Origin of the sequence: Lentzea aerocolonigenes (assembly GCF_000955955.1) — a bacterium.
GTDB classification, from domain to species: Bacteria; Actinomycetota; Actinomycetes; order Mycobacteriales; family Pseudonocardiaceae; genus Lentzea; species Lentzea aerocolonigenes_A.
The window spans coordinates 1-19,298 of the sequence record NZ_JYJG01000441.1; the positions used below are offsets into that span (position 1 = coordinate 1).

23 protein-coding genes and 1 pseudogene are annotated in these 19,298 nt (G+C 69.2%); 7 read left to right on the forward strand and 17 right to left on the reverse strand.

Features of this window, described 5'->3' with window-relative positions; all coding sequences use genetic code 11:
* Positions 1 to 30: 30 nt before the first annotated feature.
* On the reverse strand, positions 31 to 633 hold the full coding sequence (locus UK23_RS50915; RefSeq protein ID WP_052685544.1) for a hypothetical protein: 603 nt from the start codon (positions 631 to 633) through the stop codon (positions 31 to 33).
* A gap of 25 nt (positions 634 to 658) precedes the next feature.
* The gene (locus tag UK23_RS42780; RefSeq protein ID WP_045317551.1) at positions 659 to 1,048 is read right to left on the reverse strand and encodes a VOC family protein; all 390 of its coding nucleotides are present in this window, start codon (positions 1,046 to 1,048) and stop codon (positions 659 to 661) included.
* A gap of 77 nt (positions 1,049 to 1,125) precedes the next feature.
* On the opposite strand from UK23_RS42780, the gene UK23_RS42785 reads away from it, so the two are divergent.
* Positions 1,126 to 2,121 (forward strand): hypothetical protein, encoded by a 996-nt coding sequence (locus tag UK23_RS42785; RefSeq protein WP_045317552.1) that lies wholly within the window; start codon positions 1,126 to 1,128, stop codon positions 2,119 to 2,121.
* Here UK23_RS42785 and aroQ read toward each other — a convergent pair.
* From aroQ to UK23_RS42820, 7 genes are all read right to left on the reverse strand, one after another.
* Complete coding sequence (gene aroQ / locus UK23_RS42790) at positions 2,111 to 2,539, reverse strand: type II 3-dehydroquinate dehydratase (protein ID WP_045317553.1); 429 nt, start codon at positions 2,537 to 2,539, stop codon at positions 2,111 to 2,113. The two genes, UK23_RS42785 and aroQ, sit on opposite strands and share 11 nt — an antisense overlap.
* The gene (gene aroB / locus UK23_RS42795; RefSeq protein ID WP_045317554.1) at positions 2,536 to 3,645 is read right to left on the reverse strand and encodes a 3-dehydroquinate synthase; all 1,110 of its coding nucleotides are present in this window, start codon (positions 3,643 to 3,645) and stop codon (positions 2,536 to 2,538) included. Before aroB ends, aroQ begins: the two co-directional genes overlap by 4 nt.
* Entirely contained in the window at positions 3,642 to 4,148 is a 507-nt protein-coding gene (locus tag UK23_RS42800; RefSeq protein ID WP_045317555.1) for a shikimate kinase, read from the reverse strand. Before UK23_RS42800 ends, aroB begins: the two co-directional genes overlap by 4 nt.
* Positions 4,145 to 5,344, reverse strand: a complete 1,200-nt coding sequence (gene aroC, locus UK23_RS42805; RefSeq protein WP_045317571.1) for a chorismate synthase — start codon at positions 5,342 to 5,344, stop codon at positions 4,145 to 4,147. Before aroC ends, UK23_RS42800 begins: the two co-directional genes overlap by 4 nt.
* Positions 5,345 to 5,357: 13 nt before the next feature.
* Positions 5,358 to 5,810, reverse strand: a complete 453-nt coding sequence (locus tag UK23_RS42810; RefSeq protein WP_045317556.1) for an A24 family peptidase — start codon at positions 5,808 to 5,810, stop codon at positions 5,358 to 5,360.
* A gap of 113 nt (positions 5,811 to 5,923) precedes the next feature.
* Positions 5,924 to 6,379, reverse strand: a complete 456-nt coding sequence (locus UK23_RS42815) for a PTS sugar transporter subunit IIA (RefSeq protein WP_045317557.1) — start codon at positions 6,377 to 6,379, stop codon at positions 5,924 to 5,926.
* Positions 6,376 to 6,612 (reverse strand): glucose PTS transporter subunit EIIB, encoded by a 237-nt coding sequence (locus UK23_RS42820; RefSeq protein ID WP_045317558.1) that lies wholly within the window; start codon positions 6,610 to 6,612, stop codon positions 6,376 to 6,378. Before UK23_RS42820 ends, UK23_RS42815 begins: the two co-directional genes overlap by 4 nt.
* Before the next feature lie 110 nt (positions 6,613 to 6,722).
* Here UK23_RS42820 and UK23_RS42825 point away from each other — a divergent pair, with 110 nt between their 5' ends.
* The 3 genes from UK23_RS42825 to UK23_RS53305 are packed head-to-tail and all read left to right on the forward strand — an operon-like array spanning position 6,723 to position 9,061.
* Positions 6,723 to 7,478 carry a GntR family transcriptional regulator gene (locus UK23_RS42825; RefSeq protein ID WP_045317559.1) on the forward strand — a complete coding sequence of 252 codons (756 nt, stop codon included), beginning with the start codon at positions 6,723 to 6,725 and terminating at the stop codon, positions 7,476 to 7,478.
* On the forward strand, positions 7,475 to 8,761 hold the full coding sequence (locus UK23_RS42830; RefSeq protein ID WP_045317560.1) for a PTS transporter subunit EIIC: 1,287 nt from the start codon (positions 7,475 to 7,477) through the stop codon (positions 8,759 to 8,761). Before UK23_RS42825 ends, UK23_RS42830 begins: the two co-directional genes overlap by 4 nt.
* A gap of 33 nt (positions 8,762 to 8,794) precedes the next feature.
* Complete coding sequence (locus tag UK23_RS53305; protein WP_045317561.1) at positions 8,795 to 9,061, forward strand: HPr family phosphocarrier protein; 267 nt, start codon at positions 8,795 to 8,797, stop codon at positions 9,059 to 9,061.
* A 201-nt stretch (positions 9,062 to 9,262) separates the two neighbouring features.
* Here UK23_RS53305 and UK23_RS54335 read toward each other — a convergent pair.
* Positions 9,263 to 9,754, reverse strand: a pseudogene (locus UK23_RS54335) (phosphatase PAP2 family protein); the annotation flags it as partial.
* Between the two features lie 102 nt (positions 9,755 to 9,856).
* On the opposite strand from UK23_RS54335, the gene UK23_RS42845 reads away from it, so the two are divergent.
* From UK23_RS42845 to UK23_RS42855, 3 genes are read left to right on the forward strand one after another with little or no spacing between them, the layout of a single operon-like run.
* Positions 9,857 to 10,531, forward strand: a complete 675-nt coding sequence (locus tag UK23_RS42845) for a response regulator transcription factor (RefSeq protein ID WP_045317572.1) — start codon at positions 9,857 to 9,859, stop codon at positions 10,529 to 10,531.
* A complete protein-coding gene (locus UK23_RS42850) occupies positions 10,528 to 11,871 on the forward strand; it encodes a HAMP domain-containing sensor histidine kinase (RefSeq protein WP_045317562.1) in 1,344 nt (447 codons plus the stop codon). The genes UK23_RS42845 and UK23_RS42850 overlap by 4 nt, the downstream gene beginning before the upstream one ends.
* Positions 11,868 to 12,257 (forward strand): hypothetical protein, encoded by a 390-nt coding sequence (locus tag UK23_RS42855; protein ID WP_156213802.1) that lies wholly within the window; start codon positions 11,868 to 11,870, stop codon positions 12,255 to 12,257. Before UK23_RS42850 ends, UK23_RS42855 begins: the two co-directional genes overlap by 4 nt.
* A gap of 274 nt (positions 12,258 to 12,531) precedes the next feature.
* Here the strand turns inward: UK23_RS42855 and UK23_RS42860 are convergent, their stop codons facing one another.
* From UK23_RS42860 to UK23_RS42890, 7 genes are all read right to left on the reverse strand, one after another.
* Entirely contained in the window at positions 12,532 to 13,353 is an 822-nt protein-coding gene (locus tag UK23_RS42860) for a shikimate dehydrogenase (RefSeq protein WP_045317564.1), read from the reverse strand.
* On the reverse strand, positions 13,353 to 14,570 hold the full coding sequence (mltG, locus tag UK23_RS42865; protein ID WP_045317565.1) for an endolytic transglycosylase MltG: 1,218 nt from the start codon (positions 14,568 to 14,570) through the stop codon (positions 13,353 to 13,355). The genes UK23_RS42860 and mltG overlap by 1 nt, the downstream gene beginning before the upstream one ends.
* A complete protein-coding gene (gene ruvX / locus UK23_RS42870) occupies positions 14,567 to 15,055 on the reverse strand; it encodes a Holliday junction resolvase RuvX (protein WP_045317566.1) in 489 nt (162 codons plus the stop codon). Before ruvX ends, mltG begins: the two co-directional genes overlap by 4 nt.
* Positions 15,042 to 17,711, reverse strand: a complete 2,670-nt coding sequence (gene alaS / locus UK23_RS42875; RefSeq protein ID WP_045317567.1) for an alanine--tRNA ligase — start codon at positions 17,709 to 17,711, stop codon at positions 15,042 to 15,044. Before alaS ends, ruvX begins: the two co-directional genes overlap by 14 nt.
* 55 nt (positions 17,712 to 17,766) lie before the next feature.
* Entirely contained in the window at positions 17,767 to 18,036 is a 270-nt protein-coding gene (locus UK23_RS42880; RefSeq protein ID WP_030471638.1) for a hypothetical protein, read from the reverse strand.
* On the reverse strand, positions 18,033 to 18,437 hold the full coding sequence (locus UK23_RS42885) for a DUF948 domain-containing protein (protein WP_045317568.1): 405 nt from the start codon (positions 18,435 to 18,437) through the stop codon (positions 18,033 to 18,035). Before UK23_RS42885 ends, UK23_RS42880 begins: the two co-directional genes overlap by 4 nt.
* A gap of 92 nt (positions 18,438 to 18,529) precedes the next feature.
* Positions 18,530 to 19,024: a DinB family protein gene (locus UK23_RS42890; protein WP_045317569.1), complete on the reverse strand. Its 495-nt coding sequence runs from the start codon at positions 19,022 to 19,024 to the stop codon at positions 18,530 to 18,532.
* Positions 19,025 to 19,298: the final 274 nt, after the last annotated feature.

Below are 19,298 nucleotides of genomic sequence, written 5' to 3' on the forward strand. Positions count from 1 at the left end.
ACGTGGCTGCCGACCCTTGGAATCAACCGTCTAGTCCGCGGGAACCTCGAGGCGGTAGACGACCGACGTCGAGAAGTCGCCCGACTCCCCTTCGACCCGCAGCTCGTGCTCGCCGGGCTTCAGCGGCGGGATCCACGCCCACAACCCGCACGCCTGAGTCGCCAGCTTGCCCGCGCTCAGCCCCATCACGTTGTCCCGCGCGGCCACGAAGGTGATCTCCACGGGGTCGATCCGCCGCAACTCCACCAGCTGCCCGTCGAGGGTCACCGACCCCTTCACGCCGGTCATGAAGGCCTTGCAGGAGGACGTGTTGTTGCTGTGCAGGTTGACCGCAGGACCGGCGAGCGGACGGCCGGCGGGCACCTGACACGTCCGTTGGGCGCTGCCGCCGAACGTCCCGGCGAAGAACCACACGTCCTTCGGCTGGTCCTCCGCGCAGAACTGCCCGCTCTCGTCGGTCACCGGGTTGCGTTCCTCGGGGCTCGCCGACGCCCAGGTCCACCACCGGGCCTGCAGGTCCGTGTTGGACAGGTCGGAGGCGGGCGTCGGCTCCGCGGACGGTGCTACCCGGGGTTGAGCGGCGGCGCACCCGGCCAGGAGCAACGCGAGCGCGGCGATGAGAGGTCTCGGCACGCGCGGGATCCTCGCAGATCTCGGGCTATTCGGTCGCCGCAGTTGCCACCAGCTCGACTTCGAAGCCGTCGGCGTTCTCCAGGAAGGCGGCGTAGTGGTCCGCGCCGCCCGCGTGGGGGTGTTCGTCGGCGAACATCAGGTTCCAGCCGTGGTGCTGGGCTTGGTCGGTGAGGCGGTCGACGGTTTGCCTGGTGCCGGCGTGCAGGGCCAGGTGGTTGAGGCCGGCTTTCATCCGATCGTGTGGACCGGTGAGCGCTGGGGACTGCTCGACGACGACGTAGGTCTCGTTGAGCTTCCAGCTGACGCCGGCGGGCCAGCGCTGGTGCTCGGTCCAGCCGAGCTCGGTGAAGAGCCACCCGAACGTGGCTTCGGCCCGACCCAGATCCTGGACCCACAATTCCACGTGGTGCAGCAACGCTTTTCCTTGTCTGTCAACGTATTGGCCAGAAATCCAGGCACACGAGCGGCTGGTTTCCTCCCTAGCATCCGGCCATGCAGAACGAGTTCACCGGCCGGGTGCACGGCCCCAGCTTCCAGATCGGGAACGTGCACGGCGGCATCCATCTGCACGGCACCCCCGCCCCGAACGAACCCGACAGCCCCGCGGAGCCCGAACCTGAGGCAGCCGACGGGCCGAAGGTGCCCATCCGCACCATCTTCGCGGGCATCGTGCTCATCGGCGTCATCATCCTGATCGCGAACGCGTGCGGATCCAGCCCGGAAGACCCCGCGTTCCCGGACCGCGACCAGGGCACCCGGCCCGTGGGCGCCACCGACGACGCGGTCGCCCAGTTGGTCTTCGACCGGCTTGAGCGGTGCGCCACCGCCTCCGTGCTCGCCCCTTCGAACTGCCCACAGACGCACAAGGCGACCTCCGCGCGCAACATCCACTGGGAGCTCGTCGGCGATCCGCGGGACGGCATGCAGGTCAGGTGGAACAACGACAAGTTCATGGCGCGCGGCACCGCCGTGATGACGGTCAGCTACGACCTGACGTCCGGGCAGGAGTTCGCGATCGAGAAGTTCCACTTCCGGGCCGAGACGATGTGGCGTGGCGAGGACCCCCAGATCGACTCGATCCGTCAGGCGACGTCCCCGCCACCGTCCGGCACGATCAAGAAGGAGCGGTTCTCACTACCAGACGGCGAGCTCGTCAAGGCCGTCGAAGCCGGGCTCAGGGCGTGTGTCTCGGTGACATCCTCACCGATGGCGCCGACCTGCCCGCGTACGGTCCCCGCGCCAAGGCTCACGAACGCCTCCTGGACGCTCGACGGCAGCCCCGCCGGCAACTGGGTGCCCGACCAGGGTGACGCGGAGTTCGGCCTCCTGCACGGCACCGCGAGCTGCTCGCTCAGGCTCACGCGGGCGGCGGACGGGTTTTGGGACTCCTCCTACGACCACACCTTCGCCGTGAACTACGAGGCCACCCTCGTCCGGACCGCGGACAACAAGGCGCGCCTGCTGGAGATCCGGCAGGTCACTTCTTGAGCGCGAGCCAGCGCAGCGCGAGCAGGTAGCCCTCCACGCCCAGCCCCGCGATCACGCCGTTCGCCACCGCCGAGATGACGCTGTGGTGCCGGAACTCCTCGCGCTGGTGGATGTTCGAGATGTGCACCTCGACCAGTGGCGCGGTGAGCTGCGAGCACGCGTCGCGCAGGGCGATCGAGTAGTGCGTCCAGGCGGCGCCGTTCAGCACGACCGGGATCGAGGCGTCGGCGGCCTCGTGCAGCCAGCCGACCATCTCGCCTTCGTGGTGGGTCTGGCGGACCTCTACCTCGAAGCCGAGTTCCTTGCCCTCCGCGACGCACATGTCGACGAGGTCGGCGTGGGTGGTGCTGCCGTAGATGAGCGGCTCGCGGGTGCCGAGGCGGTCGAGGTTCGGGCCGTTCAGGACGAGGACCTTCACAGCAGCACCTTTCCGGAGCCGGCGGAAGGCTCGGCGGCCACGGCGGAGTAGGCGGCCGCGATGAGCGCCGGGTCGGGGCCTTCCAGGCGGCCGGGCTTGGCGAGGCCGTCGAGGACGACGAAGCGGAGCACGCCCGCCTTGTTCTTCTTGTCGACCTTCATGCCCTCCATGAGCTGTGGGAGGGCGTCCGGGTCGTAGGAGGTCGGCAGGCCGAGGAGCTCCAGGACGCGCTTGTGGCGGTCGGCGGTCTCGTCGTCCAGGCGGCCCGCGAGGCGGGAGAGTTCGGCGGCGAAGACCAGGCCCACGCTGATGGCCGCGCCGTGACGCCAGCGGTAGCGCTCGCGGCGTTCGATCGCGTGGCCGAGGGTGTGGCCGTAGTTGAGGATCTCGCGCAGGTTCGACTCGCGGAGGTCGCTCGTCACCACGTCGGCCTTGATCTGGATCTTGCGGCGGACCAGTTCGGCCAGCACCTCACGTGTCGGGTCCAGGGCGAGAGCGGGGTCGGCCTCGATCAGGTCGAGGATCACCGGGTCGGCGATGAAGCCGCCCTTCACGATCTCGGCCATGCCCGCGATGAGCTCGTTGCGCGGCAGGGTTTCCAGGGTGGCGAGGTCGACGAAGATGGCGTCCGGCTCGTAGAACGTGCCGACGAGGTTCTTGCCCGCGTCGGTGTTGATGCCGGTCTTGCCGCCGACGGCCGCGTCGACCATGCCCAGCAGCGTGGTCGGGATGTTGACCAGGCGCACGCCGCGCATCCAGGTGGAGGCGACGAAGCCGGCCAGGTCGGTGACCGCGCCGCCGCCGAGGCCCACCACGGCGTCGGTGCGTGAGAGGCCGATCTTGCCGAGCACGTCCCAGCAGAAGCCGGCGACCGCGAGGTCCTTGCCGTCCTCGGCGTCCGGCACCTCGACGCGGTGGGCGTCGGCACCGGCGGCCTTCAGCTCGTCGATCAGGACCTCGGCCGTGGCGGCGAGGGTCGGCTGGTGGATGATCGCGATCTTGGCGGTGCTGCTCAGGAACTCGACGATGTCGCCGAGCAGGCCGCGGCCGATCACGACGTCGTAGGGCTTCTCGGCGGCTACCCGGATGCGCACGGGCTCGGTCATTCGTCGACTCCCTTGATCACCGCGTCGGCCACCTGCTGGGGGGCGAGCGAGTCGGTCAGCACCTCGACCGTCGCGACCTCGCGGTACAGGGGCAGCCGCGCGTCCAGCAGCGCCTTGAACGTGGCGCGCGGGTTCACGCCGGACAGCAACGGGCGGTTGGTCGCCAGGCCGGTGCGGCGCACGCCCTCTGCCATGCCCACGTTCAGGAACACGACGTTGTGCTCGCGAAGCCGCTCACGGGTGGTGGCGGACAGGATCGCTCCCCCGCCCAGCGCGAGCACGCCCTCGTGTTCGACGAGGGCCTTCGCGACGGCTTCTTCTTCCATGGCACGGAAAACGGGCTCGCCGTCGTCGGTGAAGATGTCCGAGATCGGCTTGCCGGCGAGCTCGACGATGTCCGCGTCGACGTCGCGGAACGACAGGCCGAGCCTGGCCGCCAGCAGCTCGCTGACCGTGGTCTTGCCCGCTCCCGGCGGGCCGACCACGACGAAGCGGGGGCTCACATGCCCTCCCAGCGGGCTTCCAGGGCCTTCAGGTACGCGTGGGCGTTGCGGCGGGTCTCGTCGAGCGAGTCGCCGCCGAACTTCTCCAGCGCGGCCTCGGCGAGCACGAGCGCCACGACGGACTCCAGCACGACACCGGCGCGCGGCACGGCGCAGACGTCCGAACGCTGGTGGATCGCGACGGCCGGCTCTCCCGTTCGGACGTCCACAGTGGACAGTGCGCGTGGGACGGTCGAGATCGGCTTCATGGCAACGCGCGCACGGAGGATCTCGCCGTTGGTGATGCCGCCTTCGAGGCCGCCCGCGCGGTTGGAGCGGCGCGTGACGCCGACCGGGCCGCTGCCGCGGTCGATCTCGTCGTGGGCCTGCGAACCCCAGCGCCTCGCCGAGGTGAAGCCGTCGCCGATCTCCACGCCCTTCATCGCCTGCACGCCCATGAGCGCGGCGGCGAGGCGGGCGTCGAGGCGGCGGTCCCAGTGCACGTGCGAGCCAAGACCGGGCGGCAACCCGTAGGCGAGCACCTCGATGACGCCGCCGACCGTGTCACCGGCCTCCTTGACGGCCTCGACCTCGGCGACCATCGCGTCGGTGCCGCGCTGGTCGAAGCAGCGCACCGGCGACTCGTCGATCGCGGGCAGGTCGTCCGGGGTGGGCAGCGCGGCGTCCTCGGGGGTCTCGGCCTGGCCGATCGACACCACGTGGCTGAGGATCTGCACGCCCAGCAGCTGCTGCAGGAACTGCCGCGCCACCGTGCCGAGCGCGGTACGGGCCGCGGTCTCACGGGCGGACGCGCGTTCGAGGACCGGGCGGGCCTCGTCGAAGCCGAACTTCTGCATGCCCGGCAGGTCGGCGTGACCGGGCCGGGGCCGCGTGAGGGCCTCGTTGCGGCCGGTCGGCTTGAGCAGGCTCGGGTCGACGGGGTCCGGCGACATCACGGTCTGCCACTTGGGCCACTCGGAGTTGCCGATGGTGACCGCGATCGGGCCGCCCTGCGTCTTGCCGTGACGCACGCCGCCGAGGATCTCGACCTCGTCCTGCTCGAAGCCCATGCGCGGGCTCCGGCCGAACCCGAGCCTGCGTCGCCCGAGCTGGGTGACGAGGTCGTCCGTCGTCACTTCGACACCGGCGGGCATGCCCTCCAGGACGGCGACGAGGGCGGGGCCGTGTGACTCTCCAGCGGTGATCCAGCGCAGCACGTTCACAATCCTTTCACAGCGTCGTCAATGCCCAGGTGGCGGCCAGCAACCCCGGGCCGTGGGGCACTGCTCTCCGGCCTTTGACGGCGGCTATGGCGAGCGTGACCGCACTCGACAGGATCGCCGCTGGTAGGAGCAACGGCGCGGTGAGGATGGCGCCGAGGGCCGCCGCGAGCTTCACGTCGCCGCCGCCCATGAACCGGGGACGCCATGTGCGGACGGCGAGATGAGCGCCACCGAAAACGAGGGCTCCGAACGCGGCTTCTCCCAGCCTCTGGAACTGCAGGAGCAACAGCGCGGCGCCCAACGGGAGGGTCAGCGCGTCCGGCAACCGGTGGTGCCGCAGGTCCGTCAGCGCGAGCACGATGCCGAACCAGGCCAGCAGGTACGACGAGGGTGGTGCGTCCAGGACGGCGGCGACCGTCCACAACGAACTCAGGAAGGACGCGAGCAGGACCGTGGTCATGGCACCACGGTCCTGCTCGGTACGACTCGGGGCCAAACCGCGACCCGTCGTGAACGGTCCATTCACGCACGGCTCAACCGTGCATCAACCAGGGCTGGGAAAACGCCCGTAGTTCAGCGAGACCAGTCGAACAGCGCGTCGTTCGCCGCCACGTCCACGTCCAGCGCCAGGTCACCGAGCACCTCGGCGGCCGCGTCCAGCGCGATCACCGGGCAGATCGGCGCGAACCCCGCCGCCTCGACCTCAGCGGGGTCCCAGGTCACGATCCGCTGACCGGCCAGCACCTGCTCGCCCTTGACCACGTGCAGCTCGAAGCCCTCACCCTTGCGCTTCACGGTGTCGATGCCCAGGTGGACCAGCACCGCGGCGCCGTCACCAGTGGCCACCACGAACGCGTGCGGGTGCAGCGTCACGACCGTGCCGTCGACCGGCGAGACCACGTCGGCCTTCACGCGAGCGGGCTCCACTGCCACGCCGGGGCCGACCATCGCCTGCGAGAACACCGGGTCCGGCACCGCGGAGAGCGCGACCACGCGACCGGCCACCGGGCTGCCGACACGGAGGCTCACAGGAGGTCCTCGATGTCGGACGCGATCGTGTCCGCCTCGGGGCCGACGACGACCTGGACGACGTTGCCCGAACGCATGACTCCGTGCGCTCCCAACGCTTTCAGGGCCTTCTCGTCGATGACGGAACCGTCTTCGAGCTCGCACCGCAGACGCGTGATGCAGGGCTCGATCTCGATGATGTTGGACGCGCCGCCGAGCGCCTTGATGATCCCTGCCGCCTTGTCGTCAGCCACGTTCGTACCTCTCGTTCCCGTAACAGCGGTTGACACCCACTGAGTCTGCGGAGCATTCTCCCGCACCAACTGGTCTAGACCGGAAAGTACCACTGCGAGGAGGTGAGCGAATGCACGAGATCGTGGACGGGCCCAAGCCCAAGCACGCGCAGCTCCGCGAGATCCTGCGCAGGCTCGCCGAGCACGACCTCGCTCCTGGCTCGCCCATCCCGTCCGAGCGCGACCTCGCCGAGCGGTACGGAGTGTCCCGCATCACAGTGCGGGCCGCAGTCGGCCAACTGGTCGCCGAAGGGCTGCTGACCAGGGCAAAGGGCCGTGGGACGTTCATCGCCCAACGGCGCTACGACCTGCAGCACCTGCTGGCCTCGTTCACCTCGGACATGAAGGCGCGCGGTCTCGAACCGAGCACCGAGGTGATCAGCTGCGGGCAGGGGACTCCCGGTTCGAAGGCCTCGCTGGGGCTCGACGCCGACGAGTACGCCTACCGCGTGGTCCGGCTGCGCAGGGCCGACGGGGCACCGCTGGCTCTCGAGGCCGGCTGGTACAGCCCGCACCTGCTGCCAGAGCTCGACCGGTGCGACCTCTCCGGGTCGCTCTACGAGCTCTTCGCGGCGAAGTACGGGGTGCAGCTCGACGAAGCGAGGCAGACCGTGTGGGCCGAGACCGCCGACGCCGACACGGCCAAGGCGCTCGACGTCCGCAAGGGCAGTCCGCTGCTCGTGTTCCGAAGGGTCGCCTCAGCACAGGGGCGGCCTTGCGAAGACGTGACTTCCTGGTACCGGGGCGATCTCTACCAGGTGACCATGAAACTGGACCGGACCGTCCCGGGTACCGGACCGAACTCCGCCAAGGGAGGTACCCGATGAGCACCGACGCCGCACAGACAGGTGGTCGTGAGATCAAGGGCCTCGCCACGTTGCAACGCTTCGGTCGCAGCCTCATGCTGCCGATCGCCGTGCTGCCCGCGGCAGGTCTTCTGCTCCGCTTCGGTCAAGACGACTTGCTGGGCAAGGACGGTCTTGGCTGGAACCAAGTAGCCGCGGTGATCGGCGCGGCGGGCGACGCGCTGTTCAGCAACCTCGCCCTGCTGTTCGCCGTCGGCATCGCCGTCGGGTTCGCCCGGCGTGGTGACGGCTCCACGGCGCTGGCCGCCGTCGTCGGCTACACCGTGCTGACGAGTGTCTTCAAGGCCATGTCGCCGTTCGTCCTCGACCAGCCGACCGATCCTGCCGCGAAGCCGGTCCTGATCAACTACGGCGTGCTCGGCGGCATCGTCGTCGGTCTCACCTCCGCACTGCTGTGGCAGCGGTTCCACCGCATCAAGCTGCCCCCGTACCTGGCCTTCTTCGGCGGCCGGCGGTTCGTGCCGATCGTCGTCGCCGGCGTCATGGTGATCTTCGGCGTGATCCTGGGCCTCGTGTACCCGCTGTTCAACGCGGGCCTGACCGCGGTCGCCGAGTGGGTCACCGGCAGCACGATCATCGGCGCGTTCATCTACGGCACCGTGAACCGCCTGCTGATCCCGCTCGGCCTGCACCACATCGTCAACAACGTGGTGTGGTTCCAGTTCGGCACGTTCAACGAGAAGACCGGTGACATCCCGCGCTTCCTCGCCCAGGACCCGTCGGCCGGAACGTTCCAGACCGGCTTCTTCCCGATCCTGATGTTCGCCCTGCCGGCCGCCGCGCTCGCGATCGTGCACACCGCGCGCCCGAACCAGCGCAAGATCATCGCCGGCATCATGGGTTCCGCCGCGCTCACCGCGTTCATCACCGGTGTGACGGAGCCCCTGGAGTTCGCGTTCATGTTCGTGGCGTGGCCGCTGTACGTGATCCACGCGATCCTGACCGGTACCTCGCTCGCGATCTCGAACGCGCTGGGTGCCCACGACGGGTTCTCGTTCTCGGCGGGTGCGATCGACTTCATCCTGAACTGGAACATCGCGACCAAGCCGTGGCTGCTGCTCATCCTCGGCGCGATCTACGCGGTGGTGTACTACTTCCTGTTCCGCTTCGTCATCACCAAGTGGAACCTGAAGACGCCGGGTCGCGAGGACGACGAGTCGCCGGAGGCCGACGAGACCGTCCTCACCACGTCCGAGCGCGTCACGCGCGAGACGCGGGAAAGCCCCGCAACGAACGAAAAGTAGTCAGCACAACCAGCTCTACCGAGAGGAACCATCATGGCCGAGCGACGGGTCACCGTGGCCAGCAAGGTCGGACTGCACGCCCGGCCTGCCGCACTGCTGGCGAAGGCCGCCGCCGACCAACCGGTGACGGTCACCATCGCCAAGGACGGCAGCGAACCCGTGGACGCGGCGAGTGTGCTGGGTCTGATGACCCTCGGCGCCATGCACGGTGACGAGGTGGTGCTCAGCGCCGACGGGGACGGAGCGGATGCTGCTCTGGACGCCATCGCCGAACTGATCGCCACCGACCACGACGAGTGAGTCGTGTCCGGGCTGTGAGTGGTCCTGGGTCCTCTTCCTCGGATCACTCACAGCCCACCCGAAGTGCAGCACGACACCCGCGGTCACGACGCCGGCCAAGGTCGACGGCGTGGCCTGCGGGTACGTCACCATCAGCCACACCCCGCCCGCGGCCAGCGCGGGAGGCACGACCAGCCCCGCGGTCCACCTGCGCAGCACCAGGAACGCGATGGTCGAGACCAGCAGCGCCGCGCCGAGCGTGTCGCTGAACCGGTGCCAGCCGAGCGACACCGTCTCCGCCGCCACCGCACCCGCGCCGAGCGCGCCGGGAACCGCGACCCAGAGGGCGAACCTGCGCGGGACCGCCATCGTCACCGCGATCACCGAGGCCACCGCGGCCGTCGTGTGTCCACTCGGGAAGCTGTTGTGCACCAGCACCGCTTCCTCGTCCAGTTCGGGCCGCACCAGCACGTAGAGCTTCAGCACCTGCGCGAGCAGCACCGACCCGCCGAGCACCAGCAGCGGCGGGAACGCCTTCCTGCGCGCTATCAGGATCACGAGGACGGCGGCGACGAGGATCGCCATGTCCACGTTGGACGCCCACGAGCGCTGCAGCGACAGCTCGGGCAACGCGGCGTTCTCCGCCTTCTGCCCGAACGACGTCCACACCAGCGCGAAGTACGTGAAGAGGAATCCCAGCAAGCTTCCGGCCATGCGTCCGAGACTCCGCGTACCGATCTACGGGAACGTCCACGCCATGTCATGGTTCCGCTACAGAACCGGCGCGGGTCCCGGCACCGTCCGATAATGGATCTCGTGGCGATGGTGTTGCTGGTCGAGGACGACCCGTCTGTGCGCGAAGGGCTCGGTCTGGCGTTGCGCCGCCAGGGACATGACGTCCGAGCAGCGGGAACAGGCGAAGAGGGCGTCGAACGACTCCGCGAGTCCCGTCCCGACATCGTGGTCCTCGACATCATGCTGCCGGGCATCGACGGCTTCGAGACGTGCCGCCGGATGCGCATGCAGGCCGAGATCCCGATCATCATGCTCACCGCGCGCGGCGACGACTTCGACGTGGTCGCCGGGCTGGAGGCGGGCGCGGACGACTACGTGGTGAAGCCGGTCGAACCGCGGGTGCTGGAGGCGCGGATCCGCGCTGTGCTGCGCCGGACCGTGTCCGAACCGTCCACCGTGGAACGGCACGGCTCGCTGCTGATCGACCGGGCAGGGCTGCAGGTGCTGAAGAACGACGAGAAGGTGGCGCTGACGCCCACCGAGCTGAAGCTGCTCCTGGAGTTGTCGCGCACGCCCGGCCGCGTGCTGACCCGGCAGCAGATCCTCGAAGCGGTCTGGGAGCACGACTACCTCGGCGACTCACGGCTCGTCGACGCGTGCGTCCAGCGGTTGCGCGCGAAGATCGAGGACGTGCCCTCCGAACCCCGCTACGTCCACACGGTGCGTGGCTTCGGCTATCGCTTCGGCCCGCGATGAGGGCTCTCTTCCGCGGCTTGAGGCCGCGGTTGATGGCGGCGTTCCTGCTGCTGACCCTGCTGGGCGCGGTGGCGGCGGCCGGCGCCTCCTACGCGACGGCCCGCAACCTGCTCCTGGAAGACGCCCAGGACAGCTTCATGAACCCGCTGGTCAAGGACGTCCGCGACTACGCGTCCCGGCTCACCGTGCCGCCGGCGCAGCAGGACCTCGACGACTTCGCTTCGTACCTGCGCGGCGCCGCGGTCATCACCTACGAGGGGCTTCGGTCACGTGGCCCGGACATGACCCTCGTGCCGGCGGAGATGCGCGAGGCGTTGAAGACCAGCAAGACCGTGATCTGGCAGCGCCGCACGGACTCCGCCGAGCCGGTCGTGTTCGTCGGCATCCCGCTGCTGCGCGCCGACGGCTCCCCCACCGGCGTCGAGGTGTGGGCCTGGACGTCCCTGGGCGGCCCTCAGCGCGCCATCGACAGCTTCGCGAAAGCGGCCTGGGTGGGCGTGAGCCTGGTGCTGCCGCTGGCCCTCGGTCTGGCGCTCTTCACCGCTCGGGGCGTGCTGCGCCCGGTCCGCCGTCTCGGGGCTGCCGCTCGCGCGCTCGGATCCGGCCGCCTGGACACGCGCGTCGACTCGCGGGGCACCGACGAGCTCTCCGACCTGGCCCGCACGTTCAACAGCGCGGCCGAGCAGTTGGAGGCCTCGCAAGCGGCCTCGCGCCGCTTCGTGGCCGACGTCTCGCACGAACTCCGCACGCCTCTCACCGCCATGAACGCCGTGACCGCCGTCCTGGACGAAGACGCCGCGTCTCTGCCAGAGGACACGGCCGTCGCGGCCCGTCTGGTGTCCGCGGAGACGCGCAAGCTCACCCGCCTGGTCAACGACCTGATGGAGATCTCGCGCTTCGACGAGGGCCGGAACCTGCTGGAGCTGGACGAGTGGGACATCGGCACGGCCGTGCGCGACTCCCTGGCGGCGCGCGGCTGGTCGTCGTCGGTGGACGCGGTTCTGCCGTCCGGCGTGATGGGCCGCGTGGACCGCCGCCGTCTCGACGTGATCGTGGCCAACCTGGTGGGGAATGCGTTGAAACACGGCGGCACCGGGGTGCGGGTGGTGCTGAGCCCTGGTGTCATCGAGGTGTCCGACAACGGTCCGGGTATTCCTGTTGATGCACTTCCGCACATCTTCGACCGCTTCTACAAGGCAGACACGGCCCGCTCCCGTTCCGAGGGCAGCGGTCTGGGATTGGCGATCGCATGGGAGAACGCACGCCTGCACGGCGGCACCATCGAAGCAGCCAACGCGCCCACGGGCGGCGCGGTCTTCACCTTGCGCTTGCCCTGGTGATGCTTTCGGCCTGCGGTGTGCGGCCCACTCCGGTGCTGACCGGAGCGGAAGCCCCCACCGTCTCGTCGCATGAGCTGACGGTCTACCTGTTGTCCGCCAAGGGCGACGAGCTGGTGCGCCGGACCCGCGACTACACCGGCAACGTGGACACCGCGACCGCCATCAACCTGCTGGTGGCCGGGCCGACCGAGGACGAGAAGAAGCTCGGGCTGACCACTGAGGTTCCTTCGTCGTCGTCACGGGTGTACGCGGTGTCGAACCTGATCGTGCTGCCCGAGGACATGGTGGGGCTGACGAAGATGGCGCAGTTCCAGCTGTACTGCACGGCGATCGCGAGCAAGGCGAAGCTGGAGGGTGTGCCGTTCTCAGGCGTCGAGTGCCCTTAGCGACCAACGCCAACGCACAACAGCGCCGGCCCGAACACCGAGCTGGAAGGGCGGGACGCGCCAGCGGCCGTGGTGCTGCCGGTCAACCCCAGCGCCCGTGCGGAGTCCCCGGCGGACACCCGCGCGTCCCGCCCACCGGTCCCCCTCGAGGCAAGGACACCGGCATGCCATGACCCCGGCCGATCGGCCATCGTCCGGAGCCAAACGAGTCATGTCCAGGCAACCACAAGACCCCGCACACCAGGAATTCCACAGCGCCGGAAGTAGCCGAAAGTTATGAACTGCGAGCCGTCAGCTCAGCATCCAGCGCAGCCCGCATGACATCACGCGGCGCCGCCTGACCGGTGAACTGCTCCACCTGCCCGAAGGCCTGGTGCAGCAACATGTCCAGGCCGGTCGCCAGCCGCGCACCCGACGCCTCGACCGCGAGAGCGACCGGCGTGGGCCACGGGTGGTAGATCACGTCCAGCACGTACGGCGCCTGAGCGACCGCGGCAGCCAGCGGAACCGTGGCCTCGGCCGGAACCGTCGACACCAGCACGTCCGAAGCAGAAGCCAGCGAACCAAGGTCCACAGAGGACAGTGCCACGACCTCGACCGCGATCCCGACCCGTCCGGCCGTCGCGACAGCTTCAGCAGCACGCGAAGGTTCCCGCACCACAAGGGAAACCGAGGAGATCCCGAGCGAGGCGAACCCGGCCAGCACAGCGGTGGCGGTACCACCCGCGCCGATCACCACGCCAGTAGAACCGGAGGAGAAACCCTTCTCGCGCAACGCTCCCACCACGCCGTCCACGTCGGTGCAGTCGGCGTGCCACCCGGATTCCACCCGCACCAACGTGTTCGCCGCACCCACCGCGGTAGCACGCGGGGTCACCGACGACGCCACCGCCAGCGCAGCGCGTTTCGTCGGCATCGTGCACGACAGCCCGACCCACTCCGGGCCCAAGGACGAGACCAGCGAACCGACGGAGTCTTCTGCGCACTCCAGGCGCGTGTACTCCCAGTCCAGGCCCAGCGCGGCGTAGGCGGCGTTGTGCAGCACGGGGGAAAGCGAGTGCTCGATCGGCGAGCCGATCACTGCCGCGCGACGCACTAGTAGACGCCCTCCCGCCGGGCCTTCTCGTCGTTCGCGTCGTGTTCTTCCCTGGTCGTCGCGAAGCACGACGTGCCGTCCTTCTGGCACTTCACGAAGTACAGGATGTCGCCGCCCTCTGGCCTCATCGCGGCCGCGATGGCCTGCTGCGAGGGCGAACCGATCGGTGTCGGGGTGAGGCCGGGGGTGAGGTAGGTGTTGTACGGGCCCGGCCGGTCGCGGTCCGCGTCCGACGTGCGGATGTGGGGCTGGTTGTTCTTGTAGTTGATGGTCGAGTCGAACTGCAGCGGCATGGGCTTCTTCAGGCGGTTGTAGATCACCTGGGAGACCTTGGTGAAGTCCTTCTCGATGGCTTCCTTCTCGATCAGCGACGAGATGACCAGGATCTCGTAGGGGCGGAAGCCGGTGTTCACGGTGCCGCCGGGGATGCCGGCGCCCGCCAGTTTCTGCGCGGAGGCCACGACGACGCTGCGGATCAGCTCAACCGCGGAGACGCCCGGCTTGACCTGGTAGACGCCGCGCATGATCAGGCCTTCGAGGCGGTACTCGGGTTCGGCGCGCTTCACGTCGGCCAGCGCCCAGTCCGGCACGCCGAGGGCGACCGGGTCGGTCTGCTCAGCCGCAGCCTTGATCTCGTCGAACGTCAGGCACTTCTTGACGCCGTCCTTCGCCGTGCAGCTCGCGTCGGCGAGCTGGGAGTAGATGCCCTTGACGACCTTGTCGCCCACCTTGATGTCGGTGAGCTTGAGGCCACCGACGATCTGGACGGCGGGGACGAGCGTCTTCGGGTCGACCATCTTGGCCACGGCCTGCGCGCCCGACATCTTCGTCTTCATCAGGTAGAAGCCGGGCTGGATCGTCGTCGCGCGCTGGTCGGTCTTGGCGGCCTCGATGAAGGCCCGCGCGGAGGCGACCACGCCGTTGTCGTAGAGCGTCGACGCGATCTGGCTGACCACCTCGCCGTCCTGGACCTCGACGATGGCGTCGGCCTCGCCGCTGCCCGCGTAGTCGTCGAACGAGCCGATGCCGCGCAGCTCGCGGTAGCCGTAGTAGGCGCCGCCCAAGCCGACGGAGAGGACGAGCGCGACGACGAGCCACAGCACCGTCTTCTTGCGCTTCTTCGCCTTGTCGCGGGCGCTGCTCTCACGCCTGTCGCGCTTCACCGGACGTCGTTCGTCCACGTCGGGGTCGGTGAACAACCCGAGATCGTCGCTCACACCTCGTCCTTTCGGGCGGCCACAGAGCGTGCCCGTGCGTCCAGCCAAGACTGCAGGATCTCGACAGCGGCAGCCTGGTCGACCACGGCACGCTGCTTCTTGCCCTTCACACCGCGCTGCGCCAGCACCCGGCTCACCACGACCGTCGTCAGTCGTTCGTCGGTCAGCCGGACCGGCACGGGGGCGACGCGTCCGGCCAAGGCGGCAGCGTACGCGGTCGCCGCCTCGGCTGCCGGTCCGTGGCGCCCCGCCAGCGTCTTGGGCAGGCCGACCACGATCTCAACGACATCATGCTCGGCCACGAGACGTACGAGCTCGGTGAGGTCCGAGCCGCGCTTCTCGTCACGCTGGAGAGTAACCAGCGGGGTCGCCAGAAACGCCCCCGGATCGCTGAGAGAAATTCCCACTCGAACCGATCCGACGTCGACGCCGAGCCTCCTGCCGAGGCCCGGATCGTCGACACCGGCGACATCAGCGCTGTTCAAGCACCTTGTCCAGTTCGTTGGTGAGGGCCGTGATGGCCTCGGACACCCCGGCCGGGTTCGAGCCGCCGCCCTGGGCCAGGTCCGGCTTGCCGCCGCCGCGGGCGGCGATGGCCGGGCCGAACACCGGGACGAGCTTGCCGGCGGCCAGGCCCAGGTCGCGGGCGGCGGCCGTGGTGGCGACCACGAAGCTCACCTTGTCTCCGTCGACCGAGAACAGGGCCACCACACCGGGCTTGGTGCCCAGGCGGTTTCGGACCTCGCCACCGAGCGTGCGCAGGTCGTTGCCCGACACGCCCTCGAGGCCCAGGGCCACCAGCGACAGGCCGCGCACGTCCAGGGCCTTGTCGGCCAGCGACCCGGCGTTGCCGAGCAGCTGGGCGGCGCGGACCTTCTCGAGCTCCTTCTCGGCGGCCTTCAGCCGCTCGACCAGGGACTCGATCCGCTCCGGCAGGCCATCGGAGCCGACCTTCAGCATGTCCGAGAGGTTCTGCACGATGGCGCGTTCCTTGGCCAGGAACCGCATGGCCTCGATGCCGACGTAGGCCTCCAGGCGGCGCACGCCGGAACCGACCGACGACTCGCCCAGCAGCGTGATCGGGCCGATCTGCGACGAGTGCTCGACGTGCGTGCCACCGCAGAGCTCACGCGACCACGGGCCACCGATCTCGATGACGCGCACGGTCTCGTCGTAGGTCTCGCCGAACAGGGCGACGGCGCCCAGCTCCTGGGCACCGGCCATGTCGGTGTAGACGATGCTGACCGGCAGGTCCTTGCGCACGGCCAGGTTCGAGACCTCTTCGATCTCGCTCTTGGCCTCGTCCGACAGACCGCCCGTCCAGGCGAAGTCGAGCCGCAGGTAGCCGGGCTTGTTGTACGAACCGCTCTGCAGGGCCGACGGGCCGAGCACCTGGCGCAGGGCGGCGTGCACGACGTGCGTGCCCGAATGACCCTGGCGGGCACCGACGCGCCACTCCGGGTCGACGCGGGCCTCGACGTGCTCGCCCTCGCTGATCTCGCCGTTCACGACGCGCACCTGGTGCACCCACAGCTTGCGGGCGACCTTCTGCACGTCGAGCACCTCGAGCTCGGCGTTGCCCGTGACGATCGTGCCGGCGTCGGACTCCTGGCCACCGGACTCGGCGTAGAGCGGCGTGCGGTCGAGGACGACCTCGACGATGTCGCCCTCCTTGGCGGAGGAGATCCGCTTGCCGTTCAGCACGATGCCGCGCAGCGTGGCCTCGGAGGCGAGCTCGGTGTAGCCGGTGAACTCGGTCGGGCCCTGCTCCAGCAGCTCGCGGTACACGGTCTGGTCGCCGTGGCCGGTCTTCTTGGCGGAGGCGTCGGCCTTGGCGCGGGCGCGCTGCTCGGCCATCAGCTTGCGGAAGCCGTCCTCGTCCACCGAAAGACCGGCCTCGGAGGCCATCTCCAGCGTGAGGTCGATCGGGAAGCCGTAGGTGTCGTGCAGCTGGAAGGCGCGGTCGCCCGGCAGCGTGGCGCGGCCGTCGGCCTTCACCTCGTTGGCGGCGTTCTCGAAGATCCGCGAACCGGCGTCGAGCGTGCGGAGGAACGTGTCCTCCTCGGCCTTGAGCACCTGCTGGATACGGGCGAAACCGCTGACCAGCTCGGGGTAGGCCGGGCCCATGGCGTCGCGGACGACCTCGGCGAACTGCACCAGCACCGGCTCCGTGACGCCCAGCAGGCGGGCGGAGCGCACGATGCGGCGCAGCAGGCGGCGCAGCACGTAGCCGCGGGCCTCGTTGCCGGGCGTGACGCCGTCGCCGACCAGCATGACGCCGGAGCGGGCGTGGTCGGCGATCACGCGGAAGCGGACGTCGTCCACCTCGTCGGCGCCGTACTTGCGGCCGGAGAGCTCCTCGGCCTTGTTGATCACGGCGCGCACGAGGTCGGTCTCGTAGACGTTGTCGACGCCCTGCAGCAGGTAGGCGACGCGCTCGACGCCCATGCCGGTGTCGATGTTCTTGGCCGGCAGCGACCCGATCGGCTGGTGGCCCTCCTTGGGGCTCAGCTCGCCGCGGACGTCCTGCATGAAGACCAGGTTCCAGATCTCCAGGTAGCGGTCCTCGTCGACGACGGGGCCGCCCTCCTTGCCGTACTCCGGGCCGCGGTCGAAGTAGATCTCCGAGCAGGGGCCGCCGGGACCGGGCACGCCCATGTCCCAGTAGTTGTCCTTGCCGTCACGGCGCTGGATGCGCTCGGTCGGCAGCCCGGCGACCTTCTGCCACAGCTCGATGGCCTCGTCGTCGGTCTCGTAGACGGTGACCCAGATGCGCTCGGGGTCGAAGCCGTAGCCGCCCTCGTCCACCGAGCCCGTGACGAGGGTCCAGGCGAAGCGGATGGCGTCTTCCTTGAAGTAGTCGCCGATCGAGAAGTTGCCGGCCATCTGGAAGAACGTGAGGTGGCGCGTGGTCTTGCCGACCTCGTCGATGTCCGGCGTGCGCACGCACTTCTGGATGCTCGTCATCCGCACGGCGGGCGGCGGGGCCTCGCCGAGGAAGTACGGCTTGAACGGCACCATGCCGGCGTTGACGAACAGCAGGTTCGGGTCGTCGAGCAGGAGCGAGGAGGACGGGATGTACTTGTGCCCGTTGCGCTCGAAGTGCTCGCGGAAACGCTTGATGATCTCGTGGGTCTGCACGGGAAGTTCCTTTTATTGCTGGGGAGTTGTCAGGGCGCGCTAACGAGGCGAACGGTCAGTGCTTTCCGTTCGCCCTGGGCGCTCGACGCCCCGGCGTGAATCCCGTCTGACGTTCCACGGTCTCCTGCAACTCCTGTTCCCGTTCGGCCATTCCCGCCCGCACCTCGGCCCCGAAGGAACCGATGGCGCCGGCGAGCTCACGCAGGCCTTCACCCACGTTAGCGCCGATACCCGCGGGAGTCGCTTGCTTTGTGACCTCGGCGGCCTTCTTCGCGACGAAGAGGCCGGCCGCGGCACCCAGCCCGAACCAGAAGAGGCGGCTCACTTGGCACCTCGCTTCTGGCTGCGCTTGCTGTGCTTGTTCGGCTGCTCGGCGGCCTTGCGACGCGCCTTCACGGCCTTGCTCACGCCGTAGGACAGCGCGGCGGCCTTGACCAGCGGCCCGCCGAGGGTGGCGGTGAACAGGCTGGTCAGCGCGGAGACGTTGCCGGTGACGGCGCGCGCGTTGGCCGTGATGCCGTCGACGCGCTCCAGCTGCGTGTTGACGTGCGTCAGCGTCGTGTTGGCCTCGACGAACAACGGGTCGGTGTTCTCGTGCGCCTTGCGCATCGCGATCGTCGCCTCGTCGAAGAACCGCGCAGCCTTGACCGCCACGATCGCCAGCACGATGACGAGCAGCACGAACGCACCGGCGGCGACCAGCGCTGCGATCTGCCCTGGCGACACGGATCCTCCTGGTGACCGGCGTGGTGGCTTGATTGCCGGTGAGATTACCGCGTGGGTCCGACACCCAAATGAGGGGCACCAGCAGTTGATCTTCAGCGCCCGGTGACGCCGTCCAGCTGCTCTCTGATGATGTCGGCGTGACCCGCATGGCGGGCGGTCTCCGTGGTCATGTGGGCGAGGATCCAGCGCAGCGTCATCCGGTTGCCGTCGATCGGGATCGCCATGAGCGCGTCCGGGTCGGCCGCGGTCTCGATGGCCCGGTCGCTGTCCTCGATCGCCGCGCGGTAGCCCTCGACGACGTCCTCCGCCCGGACGTCGGCGGGAACCGTCATGCCGAGCTCGTTCTCCTCGGACCAGTCGTTGCCGCCGAGGTGGTGGTCGAACCAGAGCCGCTCCGCCTCGGTGAGGTGCTGGACCAGGCCCAGGATCGACGTGCCGCTGGCCACCATCGGCCGGCGCAGCTGGTCATCGGTCAGCCCTTCGGCCTTCTTCAGCACGCAGTGGCGCTGGAACTCGAGGAACGCGTGCGCCACGTCGAGCTCGCCCGCGGTGACGCGCGGCACCGGCTCGCGCTGGGTTTCCGGCATGCCGCGAACTTACGGAAGCCAATTGGAACGGACCACTCATTGACTCACCCTGGTCACAGCCTGTGAAATACCCGTCACAGAGGGCTTGGCGCCGGCGGCTCTGCGCAGTTGAAGTAAGCAACCCCAAGTCGACTCGTGCAGGAGGCCCTGTGAAGCCGGTATCGCACCTGGACTCCTACCGGAGGCAGGTCACGGCAGGAGCTCCGCCGATCCCTTCGCTGAGTGCCCCGTGGGACGCCCGCGTCGCCCGGCCGGACGGCTACGACCTGCACCT

Coding starts and splice junctions, on each gene's coding strand:
- UK23_RS42785 (WP_045317552.1), top strand. CDS start 1,126: ATGCAGAACGAGTTCACCGGCCGGGTGCACGGCCCCAGCTTCCAGATC.
- aroB (WP_045317554.1), bottom strand. CDS start 3,645: ATGACCGAGCCCGTGCGCATCCGGGTAGCCGCCGAGAAGCCCTACGAC.
- UK23_RS42810 (WP_045317556.1), bottom strand. CDS start 5,810: ATGACCACGGTCCTGCTCGCGTCCTTCCTGAGTTCGTTGTGGACGGTC.
- UK23_RS42825 (WP_045317559.1), top strand. CDS start 6,723: ATGCACGAGATCGTGGACGGGCCCAAGCCCAAGCACGCGCAGCTCCGC.
- UK23_RS42830 (WP_045317560.1), top strand. CDS start 7,475: ATGAGCACCGACGCCGCACAGACAGGTGGTCGTGAGATCAAGGGCCTC.
- UK23_RS53305 (WP_045317561.1), top strand. CDS start 8,795: ATGGCCGAGCGACGGGTCACCGTGGCCAGCAAGGTCGGACTGCACGCC.
- UK23_RS42850 (WP_045317562.1), top strand. CDS start 10,528: ATGAGGGCTCTCTTCCGCGGCTTGAGGCCGCGGTTGATGGCGGCGTTC.
- UK23_RS42890 (WP_045317569.1), bottom strand. CDS start 19,024: ATGCCGGAAACCCAGCGCGAGCCGGTGCCGCGCGTCACCGCGGGCGAG.